The 19,228-nt window shown below is 72.3% G+C and carries 19 protein-coding genes; 5 read left to right on the top strand and 14 right to left on the bottom strand.

What is annotated here, in order from left to right:
• Window positions 1–27 precede the first annotated feature (27 nt).
• The 11 genes from ACIRO3_RS13645 to ACIRO3_RS13595 all read right to left on the bottom strand — a co-directional run bounded on the left by ACIRO3_RS13645 (window position 28) and on the right by ACIRO3_RS13595 (window position 11,856).
• Window positions 28–1,194, bottom strand: coding sequence for a polyprenyl synthetase family protein (locus tag ACIRO3_RS13645; protein WP_404135869.1), 1,167 nt, complete (start codon window positions 1,192–1,194; stop codon window positions 28–30).
• A complete protein-coding gene (gene hpnE, locus ACIRO3_RS13640) occupies window positions 1,191–2,564 on the bottom strand; it encodes a hydroxysqualene dehydroxylase HpnE (protein WP_404135866.1) in 1,374 nt (457 codons plus the stop codon). Before hpnE ends, ACIRO3_RS13645 begins: the two co-directional genes overlap by 4 nt.
• A 130-nt stretch (window positions 2,565–2,694) precedes the next feature.
• Complete coding sequence (gene hpnD, locus ACIRO3_RS13635; protein WP_404135863.1) at window positions 2,695–3,654, bottom strand: presqualene diphosphate synthase HpnD; 960 nt, start codon at window positions 3,652–3,654, stop codon at window positions 2,695–2,697.
• The gene (hpnC, locus tag ACIRO3_RS13630) at window positions 3,651–4,580 is read right to left on the bottom strand and encodes a squalene synthase HpnC (RefSeq protein ID WP_404136317.1); all 930 of its coding nucleotides are present in this window, start codon (window positions 4,578–4,580) and stop codon (window positions 3,651–3,653) included. Before hpnC ends, hpnD begins: the two co-directional genes overlap by 4 nt.
• Window positions 4,581–4,952: 372 nt before the next feature.
• Complete coding sequence (locus ACIRO3_RS13625) at window positions 4,953–5,735, bottom strand: ABC transporter ATP-binding protein (protein ID WP_053677240.1); 783 nt, start codon at window positions 5,733–5,735, stop codon at window positions 4,953–4,955.
• Complete coding sequence (locus tag ACIRO3_RS13620) at window positions 5,728–6,657, bottom strand: ABC transporter permease (RefSeq protein ID WP_404135860.1); 930 nt, start codon at window positions 6,655–6,657, stop codon at window positions 5,728–5,730. The genes ACIRO3_RS13625 and ACIRO3_RS13620 overlap by 8 nt, the downstream gene beginning before the upstream one ends.
• Before the next feature lie 98 nt (window positions 6,658–6,755).
• Window positions 6,756–7,628 carry a glycosyltransferase gene (locus ACIRO3_RS13615; RefSeq protein ID WP_365997687.1) on the bottom strand — a complete coding sequence of 291 codons (873 nt, stop codon included), beginning with the start codon at window positions 7,626–7,628 and terminating at the stop codon, window positions 6,756–6,758.
• Between the two features lie 8 nt (window positions 7,629–7,636).
• The gene (locus ACIRO3_RS13610; RefSeq protein WP_361772931.1) at window positions 7,637–8,416 is read right to left on the bottom strand and encodes a CDP-alcohol phosphatidyltransferase family protein; all 780 of its coding nucleotides are present in this window, start codon (window positions 8,414–8,416) and stop codon (window positions 7,637–7,639) included.
• A complete protein-coding gene (locus ACIRO3_RS13605; RefSeq protein WP_267800278.1) occupies window positions 8,394–9,455 on the bottom strand; it encodes an iron-containing alcohol dehydrogenase family protein in 1,062 nt (353 codons plus the stop codon). The genes ACIRO3_RS13610 and ACIRO3_RS13605 overlap by 23 nt, the downstream gene beginning before the upstream one ends.
• Window positions 9,443–10,195 (bottom strand): phosphocholine cytidylyltransferase family protein, encoded by a 753-nt coding sequence (locus ACIRO3_RS13600; RefSeq protein WP_361772927.1) that lies wholly within the window; start codon window positions 10,193–10,195, stop codon window positions 9,443–9,445. Before ACIRO3_RS13600 ends, ACIRO3_RS13605 begins: the two co-directional genes overlap by 13 nt.
• Window positions 10,192–11,856 (bottom strand): DUF5941 domain-containing protein, encoded by a 1,665-nt coding sequence (locus ACIRO3_RS13595; protein WP_404136313.1) that lies wholly within the window; start codon window positions 11,854–11,856, stop codon window positions 10,192–10,194. Before ACIRO3_RS13595 ends, ACIRO3_RS13600 begins: the two co-directional genes overlap by 4 nt.
• Here ACIRO3_RS13595 and ACIRO3_RS13590 point away from each other — a divergent pair.
• The 3 genes from ACIRO3_RS13590 (at window position 11,797) to idi (ending at window position 14,462) form a co-directional block, all read left to right on the top strand.
• Window positions 11,797–11,934: a hypothetical protein gene (locus ACIRO3_RS13590; protein WP_361772921.1), complete on the top strand. Its 138-nt coding sequence runs from the start codon at window positions 11,797–11,799 to the stop codon at window positions 11,932–11,934. The two genes, ACIRO3_RS13595 and ACIRO3_RS13590, sit on opposite strands and share 60 nt — an antisense overlap.
• Before the next feature lie 559 nt (window positions 11,935–12,493).
• Window positions 12,494–13,717 carry a bifunctional class I SAM-dependent methyltransferase/N-acetyltransferase gene (locus ACIRO3_RS13585; RefSeq protein WP_404136311.1) on the top strand — a complete coding sequence of 408 codons (1,224 nt, stop codon included), beginning with the start codon at window positions 12,494–12,496 and terminating at the stop codon, window positions 13,715–13,717.
• 145 nt (window positions 13,718–13,862) lie between these two features.
• Complete coding sequence (gene idi / locus ACIRO3_RS13580) at window positions 13,863–14,462, top strand: isopentenyl-diphosphate Delta-isomerase (RefSeq protein ID WP_361772918.1); 600 nt, start codon at window positions 13,863–13,865, stop codon at window positions 14,460–14,462.
• A gap of 56 nt (window positions 14,463–14,518) precedes the next feature.
• Here the strand turns inward: idi and ACIRO3_RS13575 are convergent, their stop codons facing one another.
• Window positions 14,519–15,067: an ATP-binding protein gene (locus ACIRO3_RS13575; RefSeq protein WP_361772915.1), complete on the bottom strand. Its 549-nt coding sequence runs from the start codon at window positions 15,065–15,067 to the stop codon at window positions 14,519–14,521.
• 268 nt (window positions 15,068–15,335) lie between these two features.
• On the opposite strand from ACIRO3_RS13575, the gene ACIRO3_RS13570 reads away from it, so the two are divergent.
• The gene (locus ACIRO3_RS13570; RefSeq protein WP_404135852.1) at window positions 15,336–16,085 is read left to right on the top strand and encodes an enoyl-CoA hydratase/isomerase family protein; all 750 of its coding nucleotides are present in this window, start codon (window positions 15,336–15,338) and stop codon (window positions 16,083–16,085) included.
• Here the strand turns inward: ACIRO3_RS13570 and ACIRO3_RS13565 are convergent.
• Window positions 16,060–16,698, bottom strand: a complete 639-nt coding sequence (locus ACIRO3_RS13565) for a DJ-1/PfpI family protein (protein WP_361772909.1) — start codon at window positions 16,696–16,698, stop codon at window positions 16,060–16,062. The genes ACIRO3_RS13570 and ACIRO3_RS13565 overlap by 26 nt on opposite strands.
• A 140-nt stretch (window positions 16,699–16,838) precedes the next feature.
• On the bottom strand, window positions 16,839–17,807 hold the full coding sequence (locus tag ACIRO3_RS13560; RefSeq protein WP_404135849.1) for a GlxA family transcriptional regulator: 969 nt from the start codon (window positions 17,805–17,807) through the stop codon (window positions 16,839–16,841).
• On the opposite strand from ACIRO3_RS13560, the gene ACIRO3_RS13555 reads away from it, so the two are divergent.
• Complete coding sequence (locus tag ACIRO3_RS13555) at window positions 17,806–19,209, top strand: ArsB/NhaD family transporter (protein ID WP_404135846.1); 1,404 nt, start codon at window positions 17,806–17,808, stop codon at window positions 19,207–19,209. The genes ACIRO3_RS13560 and ACIRO3_RS13555 overlap by 2 nt on opposite strands.
• The last annotated feature ends 19 nt before the right edge of the window (window positions 19,210–19,228 follow it).

Here is a 19,228-nt window from a genome sequence, read left to right as displayed (position 1 = left end):
CGATTCATATCCACGTACGGGTGGCGATCACCTCTTGCGCACGACGACGAAGTCGGCGAGGGCGACGAGCTGTTCGCGCACCCGCTGCGGCATGTCGACGTCGTCCAGCGCGCGGATGGCGATCGTGTGCTGGCGGCGCGCCTCCTCGGCGGTCCACTCGCGGCCGCCGGCGGCGTCGATGAGGGCCGCGCGGGCCGCGAACTCCTCCTCCGAGAAGTTCTCGAAGTCGTTGCTCTTGGCGTCGGCGGCGAGCAGCTCCCCGAGTTCCTCGGCCGCCGGACCGCCGGCCGCGAGGGCGGCGACGACCGGCAGGGACTTCTTGCGCTGGCGCAGGTCGCTCCAGGTCTGCTTGCCGGTGGTCTCCGGGTCGCCCCAGATGCCGAGGAGGTCGTCGACGGCCTGGAAGGCGAGGCCGAGGTGGTAGCCGTACTCCTCCAGCTTGTCGGCGGTGCGGTCGTCCGCGCCGCCGAGCACCGCGCCGATCGAGACCGCGCAGGCGAGCAGGGCGCCGGTCTTGTTGCCCTCCATCTCCAGGCACTCGGCGACGCTGACGCGCTCGCGGTGCTCGTAGGAGATGTCCTGGGCCTGCCCGTCGATGAGTTTGCGGCTGGCGGTGGTCAACCGGCGGGCGGCGCGCCCCGCCTCGACGGTGCCCAGTTCCAGCAGGACCTCGTTGGCGAGGGCGAAGAGGGCGTCGCCGACCAGGATCGCGAGGGCCGGGCCGTGCACCTTCCACACGGTGTCGCGGTGGCGGCGCTGTTCGTCGCCGTCCATCAGGTCGTCGTGCAGCAGCGAGAAGTTGTGGACGAGCTCGACGGCCACGGCTCCCGGGATGCCCACCTCGGGCGCGGCGCCCGCGGCCTCCGCGGAGAGCAGGGCGAGGGCGGGGCGGATCGCCTTGCCGCCGTCGCCGTCCGCCGGGTTGCCCTGGGCGTCGATCCAGCCGAAGTGATAGGCGGCGACGGTGTCCATGGGCGATGCGAGCCGTTCCACGGCGGCGCGGATCGCGGGCGTCGACAGCGCGCGGCCACGTTCCAGGAGGGCGACGGTGTCCGCCTTCTCCCCACCGGCCGTGGCCACACTGGCATCCGCGTTCTCGACAGCCGGATTCCCCGGGTTCACTGGCTCTCCTCTGGTTCCTGTACGTGTACGTGCTGCAAGCGCTGTGGCGGTGGTGGTGTCGATGCTCGTCATACCGCCTCCCGCAGCGGGTGTTCGCGCCGGCGGTCGAGACCGGCGAGCGCGGCGTGTGCCGCGGCCAGTCCGCTCCGGACGGCACTCTCCATGGTCGCGGGCCAACCGGTGGCGGTCCACGCACCGGCGAGAAACAGTCCCGGCGTGTCGGTCCGGGCGCCGGGCCGCAGCCGGCCGACTCCCGGGGTGGGGGCGAAGGTGGCGGTCCGCTCGCGGGTGACGAAGAAGTCGCGTACCTTCGCGCCGCGTGCGGCGGGCAGCAGTCGCTCCAACTCGGGCAGGTACTTCGTCCGCAGGACCGAGACGGGTTCGTCGATGTCGTCCTGGGCCACCGACTGGGACAGGGCCAGGTACTGGCCGCCGTCGGTGAGTCCGGAGGCGTCGGTGCGGTCGAAGACCCACTGGACCGGGGTGCCGAGCGCGGCGAAGAAGGGCCGCCTGAGCACCTTGCGGTCGTAGACGACGTGGACGTTGAGGATGGGGGCCGTGGCGATGTCGAGGAGCTTGTCCGGGTCGGCGAGCGCGCCGGGCGGCAGCAGCGCGTGCGCCTCGCGTTGGGGGACGGCCAGGACCACGGTGTCCGCGTCGAGCGATTCGCTCTCGGTGTCGACCCGCCAACTGCCGGACTCCAGCCGGGACAGGCAGCTGACGCGGGTCCGCAGTTCGGTGCGCACGCCGGCCGCGTCGAGTGCCTTGCGGGCGAGGACGTCGTGGAGGTCGCCGAGGGGGACCCGGGCCCAGCCGATGTCGGCGGCGCCGTTCTCGGACAGCAGGCCGGTCTTGAAGACCATGGCGGCCAGCCCCAACGAGGACTGGTCGGCGGTGGCGTTGAGGGTGGCGATGCCCACGAGGTCCCACAGCGCCTCGATGGTGCGCGGGGATTGGCCGTGTCGGCCGAGCCAGGTCGCGAAGTCCACGCCGTCGAGCGCCGGGTCGGCGGGGTCGAGGCGGCGCAGCGCGAGGGCGGCGCGCCCGACGCTCGCCCGCTCGGCGAGGGTCAGGTGCGGGTAGCGGGCCAGGGAGGAGGCCAGGTGCAGCGGCACGGGCAGGGCGCTGCGCCGCAGCCGGCCCAGGCGCGGCCCCCTGGGGTGGGCGACGTCCAGTACGGGTACGTCGAGCCGGTCCTGGAGGGGTGCGAGGGCGGCTCCGTCGACGCGGTCGAGGAACCACCGGTAGGCGGTGCAGCAACGCAGGTAGACGTGCTGTCCGTTGTCGACGGTAAGTTCGCCGCGCTTGAAGGAGAAGGCGAGTCCGCCGAGTCGGGGCCGGCTCTCCAACAGGGTCACCCGCATGCCGGCGTCGGCGAGTTCCAGGGCCGTGGTGACGCCGGCCAGGCCGCCTCCGACGACCACCGCGTGGTTGGCGGTCATACGTTCTCCCCGTCTGCCTTCGGGTCCTCATTGGTCCGGTCCATTACCTCGACAGACGCCGGCGCGGGCGTCGGGGTTGCCCCGCCCCGGGTCCGGGCGCGGCCGTCCCGGTCGAGGGGGGCGCGCCCGGTCAAGGCCGCCTCCTGGTGCTCTGCCGGGAGATGGTCCGGGCGTCGAGGCCGGAGAGGCCGCGTACGGCGACGTACGCCTTCTCGTGCGGGGGCAGCGAGACGCGTCCGCGCAGCACGGCGTCGGGCTCGCGCTCGATGCGGTCGAGGAGGCGGCGGTAGATGCCGGCCATGGCGGCGACGCAGGCACCGCTGCGCCGGTCGAGCATGGGCAGCAGTCGGTAGCCCTCCACGAACAGGGCGCGGGCGCGGCGGACTTCGTGGTGGACGAGTCCGGCGAAGTCGGCGCCGGCCGACATCCGCTCGCTGCGGAAGCCTTCGGAGCAGCCGAACTTGGCGAGGTCCTCGGCCGGCAGGTAGGTGCGTCCGTTGCCGGCGTCCTCGCGAACGTCCCGGAGGATGTTGGTGAGTTGCAGGGCGAGACCGAGGGTGTCGGCGTACTCGCCGGCCCGCTCGGCCTCGCGCGCGCCGGGGGCGGTGCCGAACACGCCGAGCGAGAGGCGTCCGATGGCGCCGGCGACGCAGCGGCAGTAGACCTTGAGGTCGTCCCAGGTCTCGTAGCTCTCGCCGCGCACGTCCATCAGGACGCCGTCGATGAGTTCGTCGAGTCCGCCCAGGGGGATCGGGAAGCGGCGCGCGGCGTGGGCGAGGGCGACGGCGACGGGGTCGGTGTCGTCCTCGTCGATCTCCTCGGCGCGGATCCGGTCCAGGAGGGCGCGGGTCTCCTCCAGCCGGACCAGCTTGGCGTCGGGCGCCAGCGCGCCGTCGCCGATGTCGTCGACGCGGCGCGAGAACGCGTACAGCGCGGACATCGCCTGCCGCTTGTCGCCTGGCAGCAGCCTGATGCCGTACGCGAAGTTGCGTGCCTGCGAGCCGGTGACGGCCTCGCAGTAGCCGTAGGCCGCCAGGACCGGCGCTGACGGTGTGGACGCGTGTGTGGGGCCCTCCACGTTGGGGCTCACCCCTTTCTCGGCGCTGTGCGCAGGACGGCGGCCACCTCGCGGAGCAGGCCGCTCCCGGTGGGCTTGGGCGGGCCGGGAAGTACGTCGAAACCGGCGTCGGTGACGGCTCGCAGGGCGGCGCGCCCACCCCCCACGAACCCCGCGAGCAGCAGTCGGAGCCTGCCGTGCACGCTGCCCACGAGGGGGGTGCCCTCCTTGAGGAGGTCTCGGGCGCGCACGGTTTCGAAGGCGATGAGGGAGCGTACGGACGCTCCGGCGGTCGGGGCCTTGAGGTCGACCTCCGACACGTGGAAGCGGCGCATGTCCTCGGCCGGGAGGTAGATCCGGTCGCGGCCGAGGTCCTCGGCGACGTCCTGGAGGTGCTCGGCGATCTGGAGTGCGGTGCAGACGGCGTCGGAGCGTCGGATCCGTTCGGGGGTCGCGGTCCCGGTGAGGGCGAGCACGAGGCGGCCGATGGGATTGGCGGACAGCTCGCAGTAGGAGAGCAGGTCCCCGTACGTCTCGTAGCGCGCGACCCGCTGGTCCTGGCGGTTGGCCTCGATGAGGCCGAGGAAGGGCTCGGGGGTCAGTTCGTGCGCCCGGACCACGGGCCGCAGGGCCTGCAACAGGGGGTGCCGCGGGGGGCCGTCGACGCCGGCGAAGACGCGCTTCAGGTCGGCCTCGAAGGCGTCGAGCATGGCGAGCCGGTCGTCCGAGGCCTCGGGGTCGAGGCCGAGCAGGACGGCGTCGTGGCCGCCGGGGGCGAGGTCGCCGTCGCCGATGTCGTCGACGAGCCGGGCGTAGCCGTACACCGCCGTCAGCCCGTCGCGCCAGGCGCGGGGCAGGAAGGCGGGGGCGACGGGGAAGTTCTCCGTGCGGGCCTTGTCGAGGGTGAGGCTCGTGTGTGCGTCGGACGTCGTGGGGACCGGGTGCCGCCGATCACGGATGCCGCGCCCGGGGCTCACCGCCCGCCGCCCGGGGCGGGGACGGCCACAGTGTTTGGGGGCCGGAGAATTCCCGTAGCCATTGCCGTCACGTCTCCCGTTCTACACTGCCGAGCCAAGTCATCCTATTTCGGACACGCCGCCGGACTTTACCCGGGGGTGCTCCCGGCCATTCGGCTGTGGGGAATCGTCCCCTCTTGACGTGATTGAGAACTGCCCCAGCTTACGCTGTACAACGTGGCGAAGGCCTATCGGGTATTCGCTTCGCGGGCGAATGTCGGAAGGCGGAAATAATCGCCGTCACACCAAGGCCCCCGCCGCGCGGAGCGGCAGGGGCCTGCGGTATTACCGGGCAATGACAGGCGCGTCGTCCCGTCAGTGACTGGTGGCCTTCTCATATGCCGAGACGACTTCCTCGGTGGGCCCGTCCATCAGCAGCTCACCCTTCTCCAACCACAGCACGCGGTCGCAGGTGTCGCGGATGGACTTGTTGTTGTGACTCACCAGGAACACCGTTCCGGCCGTCTCGCGCAGCTCGCGAATACGGGCTTCCGAGCGGACCTGGAACTTCCGGTCACCGGTCGCCAGCGCCTCGTCGATCATCAGTACGTCGTGGTCCTTGGCCGCGGCGATCGAGAAACGCAGGCGCGCCGCCATGCCCGAGGAGTACGTGCGCATCGGCAACGAGATGAAGTCGCCCTTCTCGTTGATCCCCGAGAAGTCGACGATGTCGTCGTAGCGCTCCCTGATCTGCTCGCGCGTCATGCCCATCGCCAGACCGCCGAGGACGACGTTGCGCTCTCCGGTCAGGTCGTTCATCAGTGCGGCGTTGACGCCCAGCAGCGAAGGCTGGCCGTCCGTGTAGACCTTGCCGGACTCGCAGGGCAGCAACCCCGCGATGGCACGCAGCAGGGTGGACTTGCCGGAGCCGTTGGAGCCGATGACCCCGATGGCCTCGCCCCGGTACGCCGTGAAGGAGACGCCGCGCACGGCGTGGACCCGGCGCACGCCCGGGGAGTCGCCCTTGCCCCGGCGCAGGATCTTGCTCAGCGCCGCGGTGGCGCTGCCCCTGCCGGAGCTGCCGGTGTTGACCCGGTAGACGATGTGGACCTCGTCGGCGATGACGGTGGGGACGTGCCCCTTCTTGATCTCAGCCACGGCCGTAACGCTCCTCAGCCTTCCAGAAGTACACGAAGCCGCCGAGGCCGATGAGGACGGCCCAGCCGACCGCGAAGCCCCAGACGTGCGGCGGCAGGTTTTCCGGGCCGTAGCCGTCGATCAGCGCGAAGCGGATCAGGTCCATGTAGATGGCCGCGGGGTTCCACTGGAGGACGTCCGCGATCCAGGCCGGCTTGTCCTTCAGCATCTCGTTGATCGAGAACATGACGCCCGAGGCGTACATCCACGTACGCGTGAGGAACGGCATCAGCTGCGCGAGGTCGGGGGTCTTGGACCCCATGCGCGCGAAGACCAGCGCCAGCCCGGTGTTGAAGACGAACTGCAACGCCAGCGCGGGGATGACCAGCAGCCACGACAGCTGCGGGTAGTTCCCGAAGGCGACCGCGACGATGACCACCACGATCATCGAGTACATCAACTGCTGGAGCTGCTGCATCGAGAAGGAGATGGGGAGCGAGGCGCGCGGGAAGTGCAGGGCCCGCACCAGACCGAGGTTGCCGGGGATCGCGCGGACGCCCGCCATCACCGAGTTCTGGGTGAAGGTGAAGACGAAGATGCCCATCACCAGGAACGGGATGTAGACGCCCTTCTCCATGCCCCGGCCCGCATCCAGGATCAGGCCGAAGATCAGGTAGTAGACGAGGGCGTTCAGCAGCGGGGTCGCCACCTGCCAGATCTGCCCGAGCTTCGCCTGGCTGTACTGCGCCACCAGCTTGGCCCGGGAGAAGGCCATGATGAAGTGGCGTCGGCCCCAGAGCTGCCGCACGTACTCGCCCAGACCGGGCCGGGCACCGCTGACGGACAGGCCGTACTTCCCGGCCAGCTCCGCGGGGGCGAGCCCCGCGTCTTCGGACGGCGGCTTGCTCGTGGCGAGGGCGCCGTCGTGGGTTGTGTCACTCACAAGTTGAAACTTTCCGTCTTCAAGATGCGGCAGAAGGGGGGATCGGACCCGGAGTACGAGGCCCTTGATCAGGCCCCATGCTTCCAGACGCGAGCTTGTCAGATGACAGGTGGTCGGCCGAGCCGGGTCAGCCGCCAGACCGTACGCCACTTCATGGGGCGTCGGGGACCACACGGGGTGGTCCAGCCCTCCTTGAACCCGCCGAACCAGGCCTTGAGGGCCGGTCCCGACGGCTTGCGCAGGAGCGTCAGGGCCATCCAGACGCCCAGGTAGAGCGGTACCAGCGGGGCGGGCAGGTTCCGGCGGGCCAGCCACACCCGGTTACGAGCCACCATACGGTGGTAGACCGCGTGCCGGGACGGGGCCGTCGTCGGGTGCAGCAGCACCATGTCCGCGCGGTAGTCGATCCGCCACCCGGCGTCGAGTGCGCGCCAGGCCAGGTCGGTCTCCTCGTGCGCGTAGAAGAACTCCCCCGGCAACCCTCCGACCTGCTCGAACACCCTCGTGCGAACGGCGTTGGCGCCGCCCAGGAAGGTGGTCACGCGCGAGGATCGCATGGGGTCGGAGGCCCGCAGCCGGGGCACGTGGCGCCGCTGGGTCTCGCCGGTGTCCGGATCGGCGATCCGGAAGCTGACGATCCCGAGCGAGGGGTCCTCGGCGAAGGCCTGCCGGCACAGTTCGGCGGTGTCGCCGCGCTCCAGCAGCCCGTCGTCGTCCAGGAAGAGCAGGGCGTCCACGTCGGTGCCACCGGGGCCGAAGGCCTCGATGCCGACGTTGCGGCCGCCCGGGATGCCCAGGTTCTCGGGGAGGTCGACCGTACGGACCCCCTCGGGCAGGCCGGTGACCTTGACGCCCTGGCCGACGACGACGACCTCGACGGGGGCGCCGTCCTGGCGCGCCACGGAGTCGAGGAGCGCCTTGAGCTCGTCGGGACGGTTGCCCATGGTGATGATCACGGCGCCCAGCCGCATCGGCGTCGTCACTTGAGCCTGCTGGAGGCCAGGACCGACACCAGGTGCAGCAGGGTCTGGAGCAGCGCGATGCCCGCCAGTACGGCGACGCCGAGCCGGGTGTAGAACAGGTCGCCCCGGAGCTGGTCCACCACGGCCAGCAGCAGGATGAGCAGGGAGGCCTCGATGCCCAGGATCAGCCGGTGGAACTTGAGCGCGGCGGCGGCCCGGCGCGCGAGCGCCATGCCGGACGAGCGCGGCTCCGAGGCCTCTTCCTTGACCGGCGCCTTGCCGACCTGGTGCCGGGCGACGCCGACCAGGTCGGTCTCGGCCTTGATCAGGATCGCGCCGAGCGCCGCCAGCGTGCCCAGGAACGCCCACAGCCAGTCGATCCGCCCGGTGCCCCACAGGTCCGAGGCGCGCAGGCCGAAGCCGACCAGCACCGCGGCGTCGCACAGGTAGGCGCCGACGCGGTCCAGGTACACCCCGGAGAGCGAGAACTGCTTCTTCCAGCGGGCCACCTCGCCGTCGACGCAGTCGAGCAGCAGGTAGAGCTGGACCATGAGCACGCCGAGGACGGCGCCCCAGATGCCCGGGATCAGCAGGGCCGGGGCCGCGAGGACGCCGGCCACGGTCATCACGTAGGTCAGCTGGTTCGGCGTGACCTTGGTGGTGACCAGGACGCGGGTGATGCGCAGCGAGATCTCGCGCATGTAGAGGCGTCCGCCCCAGTGCTCGCCGCTGCGTCGGTCCTTGACGCCCGGCGGGTGAACGACGGGCCGGAGTTCAGCTACGGATGGTCTGGACATAGTCGGCGTAAGCGTCCCTGATCTCGGCTGCGGACAGGTTGAGGTGCTCCAGGATGGTGAAGCGTCCCGGTCGGGTCTGGGGGGCGTACTCGACGGCCGCGACGAACTCGTCCACGCTGAACCCGATCTCCTCGGGCAGCACGGGCAGCTCGTGGCGGCGCAGCACCTCGACGAAGAGCGCGGAGTGCTCCTTGGCTCCCCGCAGGTGCATGGCGAAGGCCGCCCCGATGCCGACCTGCTCGCCGTGGAGCGCGGAGCGTCCCGGGTAGAGCAGGTCGAAGGCGTGGCTGATCTCGTGGCAGGCGCCGGACGAGGGGCGGGTGTCCCCGCTGATCGACATGGCGATGCCGGAGAGCACGAGGGCCTCCGAGAGCACGGTCAGGAACTCGTCGTCGCCCACCGCGCCGGGGTGGCGCAGCACGGACTCGCCGGCGGTGCGGGCCATGGCTGCGGCCAGGCCGTCGACGGGCTCGCCGTTGAGGCGGTGCGAGAGCTCCCAGTCGGCGACGGCCGAGATGTTGGAGATCGCGTCGCCGATGCCCGCGCGGACGAAGCGGGCCGGGGCGTCCTTGATCACGTCGAGGTCGATGACCATCGCGATCGGCATGGGGACGCCGTAGGAACCGCGGCCGTTGTCGTTGTCCAGGATGGACACCGGCGAGCAGATGCCGTCGTGGGAGAGGTTGGTGGCGACGGCCACCATGGGCAGCCCGACCCGCGCCGCGGCGTACTTCGCCACGTCGATGATCTTGCCGCCGCCCAGTCCGACGACCGCGTCGTAGCGGCGGCCCTTTATGTCGTCGGCCAGCTTGACCGCCGAGTCGATGGTGCCGTCGACGACCGGGTACCAGTCGGCGTGCGGCAGGACGGGCTCCAGCTTGGCGCGCAGCACCTGGCCGGATCCCCCGCTGATCGCGATCGCGAGCTTGCCGGACGCGGAGACGCGCTGGTCGGCCAGCAGGCCGGCCAGGTCGTCCATCGCGCCGCAGCTGATGTCGACGACGACGGGCGAAGGGATCAGCCGCGTCAGTACTGGCATGCGATGGTCCGGCCCTTGGCGAGGTCGTCGTGGTTGTCGATCTCGACCCACTTGACGTCGCCGATGGGGGCCACGTCGATGGTGAAACCGTCGTTGACGAGCTGCTGGTAGCCGTCCTCGTAGTAGAGGTCGGGGTCGCGCTCGAAGGTGGTCTTCAGCGCCTGCGCCAGCTCCTCGGCGGCCTCCGGCTCGATCAGGGTGACACCGATGTACTCGCCGGTCGCCTCCGACGGCTCCATCAGCTTGGTGATCCGTCGCACGCCCTGGCCGTCGGCGGTGATGACCTTCATCTCCTCGTCGGCCAGCTGCTTGACCGTGTCGAGGGCGAGGATGATCTTCTGGCCCTGGCCGCGGGCGGCCAGCAGGGTCTTCTCGACGGAGACCGGGTGGACGGTGTCGCCGTTGGCGAGGATCACGCCGCGCTTGAGGACCTCACGCGCGCACCACAGGGAGTAGGCGTTGTTCCACTCCTCGGCCTTGTCGTTGTCGATCAGCGTGATCTTGACGCCGTACTTGGCCTCCAGGGCCTCGCGGCGCTCGTACACGGCCTCCTTGCGGTAGCCGACGACGATCGCGACCTCGGTCAGTCCGACCTCGGCGAAGTTGCCGAGGGTCAGGTCGAGGACCGTCAGGCTCTCCTCGTCCCCCTCGGGACCGACGGGCACGAGGGCCTTGGGCAGGGTGTCGGTGTAGGGACGCAGACGGCGTCCGGCACCGGCAGCGAGTACAAGGCCGATCATGCTGGTTCTCCTTCGTCATGTACGGCGGGTGCTCCGGAGGAGACCCAGAACCGGATGCTCTCCGCGAGCACCACGAGTGCCACGAACACGGCCGTGACCGTGAGCGCGACGGGGAAGTCCGCGGGGCGCTCGGCCAGGACGGCGGCGAGTGCCGCGGTCAGCAACACCCGGCCCTCGTGCCCGCCGATCGTCCGCACCAGCCAGTGCGGGGGCGCCCCGGTGCCACCGCGGATGCGGTAGACCGTGTCGTAGTGATGGTAGGCGACCGCCGCGACCAGTCCGAATGCCGCCGGGAGGGCTCCCGGGACATCCGCCTTGGCCGCGAGGATCAAGACGGTGGTGTACTCGGCGGCCCGGAAGACGGGCGGGACGAGCCAGTCGAGGGCGCCCTTGAGGGGGCGGGCGACGGCGGCGCCGGCGAGTACCGCGTAGAAGACGGCGGCGATGACGACCTGACGGGCGCCGAACTCGTACGCCCGGGCCGCCCAGAGCAGTGCGACCGAGCCGACGACGGCGGCGGCGATGCCCGCGCCGGGTGCCATCCGGCCGACGATCCGGCCGGTGAGGACCGCGATGGGGCCCGAGTCGGCGAGGTCGGCCAGCGCCTGCGCGGCGCGGTCGGTGCGCTTCGCCTTGCGGGTCAGGGAACGCAGCACGCGGCCCGCGGTGGTGTACAGCGCGCCGAAGGCGCAGCCGATGAGCAGGGCGTAGAAGACGATCCGGGGGGTGGTGACGGCGGTCAGCACCGCGATCATCGCCCACCGCTCGCCGATCGGCAGGATGATCATCCGGCGGACCCAGACCGTCCAGCCGACGCTGTCGAGCCGGTCGGAGAGGGCGGCGGTGGGGCTCGTGTTCGCCGTGGCGTCGTGGTTCGCCTCGTTGAAGGAGAAGTCGACGATGTGCCGGCAGGTCATCAGGATCATCGCGCCGAGGGCCAGGGCCCAGACGTCGTCGCCGTTGCGGGCCGCGCCGAGCGCGAGGCCCGCGTAGAAGGAGTACTCCTTCGCGCGGTCGAAGGTCGCGTCGAGCCAGGCGCCCAGCGTCGAGTACTGGAGCGAGTAGCGGGCGAGCTGCCCGTCGGCGCAGTCCAGCACGAAGGAGAGGAGGAGCAGCACGCCGGCCGCGACGTAGCCCCAGCGGTCGCCGGTGGCCGCGCAGCCGGCCGCGACGAGCGCGGTGAGCAGCGAGGCGGTGGTGACCTGGTTGGGGGTCAGGCCGCGGCGCGCGCACCAGCGGGCGACGTAACGCGAGTACGGGCTGATGAAGAAGGTGGTGAAGAAGCCGTCGCGGGACTTCACGGCGGTCCGCAGCCGCACGGCCTCGTCGTCCACGGCGGCGACGGCGGCGACGGCGCCGTCGCGCTCCGGCCCGGGGGCGGGGACGGCGGCGACCAGGGTGCCGAGTTCGGGCCGTTGCACGGTGGTGCCGGCCGCCTCGACGGTGGCGGCGAGCCGGTCGGGGTAGGGGCCGGCGCCGTCCTGCGGGAGGGCCGCGGCCAGGTCCAGGGCGGCGCGGGCGCCGGCCTGGACGGCGAAGGCGCCGGTCACGGCGCAGGCGTCGAAGCGCGGGTCCGTGAGCGCGAGCCGCAGGGCGTGCACGTGTCCCACGAACGCGCTGTCGACGACGGCCACCCGCTGCTCGGCCGGTACGTCGGCCAGTGCGGTGGCGGTGTCCTCGGGCCTGGTGACGGAGCGGACGTCGAAGCCCAGTGTGCGCAGCTCGTCGGCGAGCGGTGATCCGGGGACCGGCAGGCCGGTGAGGATGACGGTCGGCAGACGAACCCACTCCTTGCAGCGAACACGAGGCGGCCGCCGCGTGGGGCGGCGGCACGTCGGCAGAGGCTATCGGATGAATGGAAGCGGGGGTTCACCACCCGTTTGCGCTCCGACAAGCCGAATGTTCCCGGGCCGGGGGGCCCGGTGGCGATCATCATCGACGAGAACGCTCGGGGATCACAAACCGCGTGGCTGTTAGGCTCCTCGCAGACGTGTACGACTCTCGCGCACACGTCCCGATCGGAATCGGACGAGAAACCGGACGAGAAAGAGGTGGGTTGATGACCGTCGCAGAGGTCACCGCCGCGGGCAGCGACGCACTCCGACACATCCCCGTCCTCCTCCGGGCGTCCGGCCGGGCCTGATCACCCGTATCGGCCCGTCGGCCGGAGCCCCCGTTCAAGGGTTCACGTTGACCGACCACACCGGTTCCGTTCCTTCCGTTCCTTCCGGCGCCTCCTCCGCTCCCGACTTCGGCGACCCCGATTTCCTCGAGGCGTTCCTCACGCTCCACCGCGGCCTGCCCCGGCAGTCCCCCGGTTCCGACGCCACCACCCGGCACCTGCTGTCCCTGTGCGGGCCGCTGCCCCAGCGACCCCGGGTCCTGGACCTGGGGTGCGGTCCGGGTCGCGCCGCACTGCTGCTCGCCGCCGAGGCGGGCGCGGATGTGACCGCGGTCGATCTGTACGAGGGCTTCCTCGACGAGCTCCGCGAGGCCGCCGAGGCGCGCGGGCTCGGCGACCGCGTGCACGCCGTCCGCGCGGACATGGGGGCGCCGCCCTGCCAGGACGGCTCCTTCGACCTCGTCTGGGCCGAGGGTTCCGCCTACCTCATCGGCTTCGACCGCGCGCTCGCCTCGTGGAGGCGACTGCTCGCACCCGGCGGCGCCCTCGTGGTGACCGAGTGCGAGTGGACCGTGGAGGAGCCGTCCGCGGGAGCGCGCGCCTTCTGGGACCCCCAGTACGCGCTGCGCTCCACCGCCCGCAACCTCGCGGCCGTCCAGGTCGCCGGGTACCGGGTGATGGGTGTCCACCACCAGCCCGACTCCGACTGGGCCGAGTACTACGACCCGCTCGGCGAGCGGGTGCGCGCGTCCGGCTCCCCGTCCCCGGCCGCCTCGACCGCTGCCGCGACGGCCGCGACGGCCGCCGTGCGCGAGGAGCTCGACGTACGGGCACGGCACGGCCACGAGTACGGGTACACGGGCTACGTCCTGCGCCCGGTGACCGCCGGGGGCGACGGCGCCTGGCCGGCCCGTCCGGAGACCGCGGCCGACGCCGCGGCGGTGCGCGAAGTCAACCTGGCGGCGTTCGACACCCCCCTGGAGGCGGATCTGGTGGACGCCCTGCGCGCGGACGCCTCCTGGCTGCCGGGGCTGTCGTACGTGGCCGAGCGCTTGGACGGGTCGGTGGCGGCGCACGCCCTGCTGACCCGCTGCGAGGTGGCGGGGACGCCGGCGCTCGCGCTCGCTCCCGTGGCGACCGACCCCGCGCTCCAGCGCTCGGGCGCGGGCAGTTCGGTCGTACGGGCGCTCCTCGCGGAGGCCAGGAGGCGCGGGGAGGCGTTGGTGCTCGTCCTCGGGCATCCGGCGTACTACGCGCGCTTCGGTTTCGTGCCGGCGTCCCGGTTCGGGATCCGGGCGCCTTTCGAGGTTCCCGACGAGGCGATGATGGCATTGGTGCTGGACGACACCGTTCCGGTTCCGGCGGGCACGATCGCCTATCCGGCCCCGTTCGGCGTCTGAATCGGCGGCCCGGCCGGCGCGTGAGCGATCCGCCCCCCGCCGCTTAGCACGCGGCGGGGGGCGGACATGCGCTGATGTCCGAAGTGGGGACAAGCCGCTTTTGTACGGCAGACTTGAGGGCCGAAGTCCGAAGCGAAGGATGGGTATGCCGACCACACCAGCCACCGCCGCGAACAGCGCGTCCCCCGGCACCGGGACTCCAGAAGCGATCATGCTCGAACTGGTCGACGAGTCGGGCAACACGATCGGCACGGCGGAGAAGCTCTCCGCCCACCAGGCCCCCGGTCTGTTGCACCGCGCGTTCTCGGTGTTCCTCTTCGACGAGCAGGGTCGGCTGCTGTTGCAGCGGCGCGCCCCGGGGAAGTACCACTCCCCCGGCGTCTGGTCGAACACCTGCTGCGGTCACCCCTACCCCGGGGAGTCGCCGTTCGCGGCCGCCGCCCGGCGCACCCACGAGGAGCTGGGGCTGTCGCCCTCGCTGCTCGCCGAGGCGGGAACGGTGCGCTACAACCACCCCGACCCCGCGTCGGGCCTGGTGGAGCAGGAGTACAACCACCTGTTCGTGGGACTCGCCCAGGCGGCGCTGCGGCCCGATCCGGAAGAGGTCGGGGAGACCGCGTTCGTCACCGCCGACGAGTTGGTGAAGCGGCATGCCGAGGCGCCGTTCTCGGCGTGGTTCATGACCGTGCTCGATGCGGCCCGGCCCGCGATCCGCGAGCTGACCGGGGACGCCGCGGGCTGGTAGGCCGGCCGGCGGTCCGTGCGCCGGCGCACGGACGCGGCGCCTCCCGCGCACCCGGGTCACACGTGCGGGGCGGCGGTCGGCGGGTGGGCGGGGACGGTCAGCGGCAGCGCCGCCCAGATCACCTTCCCGCCCGTCGAGGTGTGCTCGACGTCGCAGATCCCGCCGGCCTCCAGCGTGATCTCCCGGACCAGCAGCAGACCCCGTCCACCGGTCTGGCCGAAGTCCGCCTCCAGCGCCTTGGGGCGGTACGGGTGGTTGTCCTCGACGGCCACCCGTACCCACGCGCGGCCCACCGCGACCTCGACCGCGACCTCGGGCGAGAGCAGGGCCGCGTGCCGCACGGAGTTCGTCACCAGTTCGGAGACGATCAGCAGCAGGGAGTACACCAGGTCCTGATGGGCCGGCACCCCCTGCCGGCCGAGCAGGTCGCGGACGGCCCGGCGGGCTTGAGGAACGGATTCTTCTACCGCGGGAGCGGTGAATCGCCACACTCCCTCGTACGCGAGGGGGTCGGCCGGAGCCTCCGGCTCACCCCCCTTCGCCGGCGGGGTGTTCCCGCTGTCGTCCATCTTCCGACCCCCGTCTTCGCGCTCGATCGTCTCCACGCGACAAGAGTGGGCACCGGCCTGGTCCGGACCGCGTAGCTGACCATAAGTCAGCGCCAATCGGACGCTTTCTGACCGATGGCGTATGACAGAGTCAGTTCCGCGACCGTTCCTGATCTCCCGAGGCGCTCTTCTCGGACGTCTCCCGCGTCCCGCCCGCCGCAGCCTGCCCCGCTGCCCGCCCGTCCTCCCCGACCGGGCCGGGCGGCCCGGACCGACTCCCCCTCCCCCGATCATCGGATCGACGGCCCGGGATAGCATCCGGCGCATGGACGCAGCCCTCCTTCACAGCGTGGCCGGCGGGGTCGCCACCGTCGTCGTCTCCCACCCCGCCAAGCGCAACGCCATGACGGCCGACATGTGGCGGGCCCTGCCGGGCCTGTTGTCCGGCCTGGCGGCCGACCCCGCCGTACGGGTCCTCGTGCTGACCGGAGCCGGGGCGACCTTCTGCGCGGGCGCCGACATCTCCTCGCTGACGGGATCCGACGATCCGCAGGCGTTGGCCGTCGCGGCCGAGGAGGCCCTGGCCGCCTTCCCCAAGCCCACGCTCGCCGCCATCCGCGGCTTCTGCGTGGGCGGCGGCAGCCAGCTGGCGGCGGCGTGCGACCTCCGGTTCGCCGAGGAGGGCTCCTCGTACGGGGTCACCCCGGCGAAGCTCGGCATCGTCTACCCGGCCTCCTCGACACGGAGGTTGGCCAGCCTCGTGGGCCCCGCGACCGCCAAGTACCTCCTTTTCTCCGCCGAGTTGATCGACGCCGATCGGGCGCTGCGCACCGGGTTCCTCGACGAGCTGTTGCCGGCCGGTGAACTGGACAAGCGGGTCGCCGAGTTCACCCGGATCCTGGCGTCGCGCTCCGCACTCACCCAGGGCGCCGCGAAGGAGTTCGCGGACGGTCGCGGGGACCGGGACGCGTACTGGTCGGATCAGGCGGCCGGAAGCGGTGACACCGCGGAGGGCGTGGCCGCGTTCCTGGAACGCCGGGCCCCCGCCTTCACCTGGACGCCTCCGCCGCGTTGAGCCCGCGCAGCATCGCGACGATCTCGGCCGGGGCCTTCTCGGGGGAACCGGCGTCGTAGGGAGGCTGCGGATCGTACTCGGTCATCAGCTGCACGATCTGCGCGAACTCGTCCCCCGCGATCCGGCCGAGCAGCGTGAGCCCCATGTCGATGCCGGAGGACACCCCGGCGGCCGTCACGTACTTCCCGTCGAAGACCACCCGCTCCCCGGTGGGTTCGACCCCGAACGCCGGCAACCGGTCCAGGTACAGCCAGTGGCCCGCGGCCCGCCGCCCGTCGAGCAGGCCGGCGGCGGCCAACAGGAGCGAGCCCGTGCACACGGACGTGGTCCACGTCGTGGTGGCGTCCACCCCGCGCAGCCAGTCGAGCACGGCCGGGTTGCGCATGTGCGTCTCGGGGTGCGGCCCGCCGGGAACGACGATGACGTCCGGGCGGGTCACCTCGCCCAGCGACTTGTCGGCGACGAGCGCGAGGCTCCCGTTGTCGGTGCGCACGGGCCCCGGGTGCTCGGAGACGAAGACGGTCTCGGCCCCCTGGAGGCGACCGAGGGTGTCGAAGGGTCCGATGGCGTCGAGGGCGGTGAACCCGTCGTAGAGCAGTACGGCGATCTGCATGGCTCCTCCTGAGCGGTGATCGTCCGGGCGCGGGGTCCCGCACCCGGCAAACTCGTGGTCGTGTCGGTGCCTCGTGGTCCTGCCGGGGCCCGCGCGGTCCACGCCCGGGCCTGCGCGGTTCACGGCGGGACCCGCGCGGTTCACGGCGGGGCCGGCCGGCCGAACCGGCGGCGGTACTCGGCCGGGGACTGGCCCAGGGTCCTCACGAAGGCCCTGCGCAGCGCCTCCGGCGTGCCGTAGCCGCAGGCCCGCGAGATCTGCGCCACGCCCTCCGCGCCCTCCTCCAGCAAACGTCGCGCGTGCTCCACCCGCACCCGCTCGACGTACCGTCCGGGCGTCACCCCCGTCTCCGCCTGGAAGGCCCGTGCGAAGTGCCGGGGCGACAGGGCGGCGCGGGCCGCGAGGGCCTCCACGCCGAGGTCCTCGCCCGGGTGCTCGGCGATCCACTGCTGGACGTCCCTCAGCGGTTCCCGCCGCGCCGTCTGCGCCGCCAGTTGCGCACTGAACTGGGCCTGGTTGCCGGGCCGGCGCAGGAACACCACCAGGTGCCGGGCGATCACGAGCGCCGTGTCCCGCCCGTGGTCCTCCTCCACCAGCGCGAGCGCGAGGTCGATCCCGGCGGTGACCCCGGCGGAGGTGGTGACCCGTCCGTCCCGCACGTAGATCGGGTCCGGCTCGACGGTGACGGCCGGATAGGCCCGGGCCATCTGATCGCACACCACCCAGTGCGTGGTCGCCCGGTGCCCGTCCAGCAGCCCCGCCTCGGCCAACAGGAGCCCCCCGGTACACACCGACACCAGACGCCCCGCGTGACCCCCGTGCACGCGCAGCCACTCGGTGATCCGGGGTTCGAAGTCACCCGTGTACCGTCCGCCGGGCACCAGCAGCGTGGTCCCCGCGTCGGGCCGGGCGCTCTCCAGATCCCCGTCCGGCACGAGCGTCAGGCCGCTGCTCGTACGGACGGGCGTTCCGCCCGGGGAGACGGTACGGATCTCGTAACCCCGGCGCCCGGGGAAGCGCGCGACCGCCGCGAACACTTCCACGGGACCGGTCACGTCCAGGCTCTGCACGCCGTCATAGAGGACGACCAGCACGTTTCGCGACGACATGGCTCCATGGTGTGACCCGGCGGCCGATGGCCGCAATGACGGGCATCCCACCTATCCGGACACCTGCGGTCAGGATGCGATCCTGTCCGGACCGTCCTGGCCCGACCTCGCCCCCGCCCGAACCGTCCGGAGCAGTCCCCTGAACACCGTCCTCGCCGAATCCCTCTCGATCGCGCTGCTGCTCTCCGTGCTGGCCTTCGCCGTGGTCCGCCCGCGCGGTCTGCCCGAGGCGACGGCGGCGGTGCCGGCGGCCGGCCTGCTCATCGCGCTCGGGGTGGTGTCGCCCGCCGACGCGTGGACCCAGGTCCGGGAACTGCTGCCGGTGGTCGGGTTCCTCGCCGTGATCCTGGCCCTCGCGCAGTTGTGTGCCGACGAGGGGCTCTTCCGGGCCGCCGGGGCGGCCGTGGCCCGTCGGTCCGCCGGGCGCGGGCCCGTCACCCTGCTGGGCGGGGTCTTCGTGATCGCCTCGGTGGTCACGGCCACGCTGAGCCTGGACGCGACGGTGGTGCTGCTCACCCCGGTGGTGCTGGCGACGGCGGCCCGGCTCGGCGCCCGGCCCCGGCCCCACGTCTTCGCCACCGCGCACCTCGCGAACACGGCGTCCCTGCTGCTGCCCGTGTCGAACCTGACCAATCTGCTCGCCTTCGCGGCGAGCGGGCTCGACTTCACCCGGTTCGCCGCGCTGATGACCCTGCCGTGGCTGGTGGCCATCGCGGTGGAGTACGCGGTGTTCCGGCGCTGCTTCCGCGCCGACCTGGGCGCCCCGCCGGAGCACGTGCCGGAGGCGGCCGAGGTCGCGCCGATGCCCCGTTTCGCCCTGGTGGTGCTCGCGCTGACCCTGGCCGGCTTCGCCGTGGCCTCCCTCGCGGGTGCGAGCCCGGTCTGGGCGGCGCTGGCCGGCACGGTGGTCCTGGCCGTACGGGCGCTGTGGCGCCGCGAGACCACCCCGCGGCGGGTCGTGGCCTCCGCGGCGCCCGCGTTCTGCCTGTTCGTGCTGGCGCTGGGGGTCGTGGTCGCGGGGGTGGTGAACCACGGGCTCGGCGACGGACTGGCCGCGGTGCTGCCGGCCGGCGACTCCCTGCCGGCGCTGCTCGCGGTCGCGGGGGTGGCCGCCCTGCTGGCGAACCTGATCAACAACCTGCCCGCGGTGCTGGCCCTGCTCCCGTTGGCCGCCCCGGGCGGGGCGGGCCCGGTGCTGGCGGTCCTGATCGGCGTCAACATCGGCCCGAACCTCACCTACGCGGGCTCGCTGGCCACGCTGCTGTGGCGGCGCCTGCTGCACACGCACGGACACCGGGTGACCTTGGGCGACTTCACCCGCCTGGGCCTCCTGACCACCCCGACGGCGATCGTGGCGGCGGTCACCGCGCTGTGGGCGGGCCTACGGGTCCTGGGCACCTGACGGGCGCGCCGCGCCGATA

The sequence above is a fragment of the Streptomyces sp. NPDC102278 genome (assembly GCF_044766345.1).
Classification (GTDB): domain Bacteria; phylum Actinomycetota; class Actinomycetes; order Streptomycetales; family Streptomycetaceae; genus Streptomyces.
Note: the sequence above shows the minus strand (reverse complement) of the source record. Positions and strands in the feature narration are given on the sequence as shown.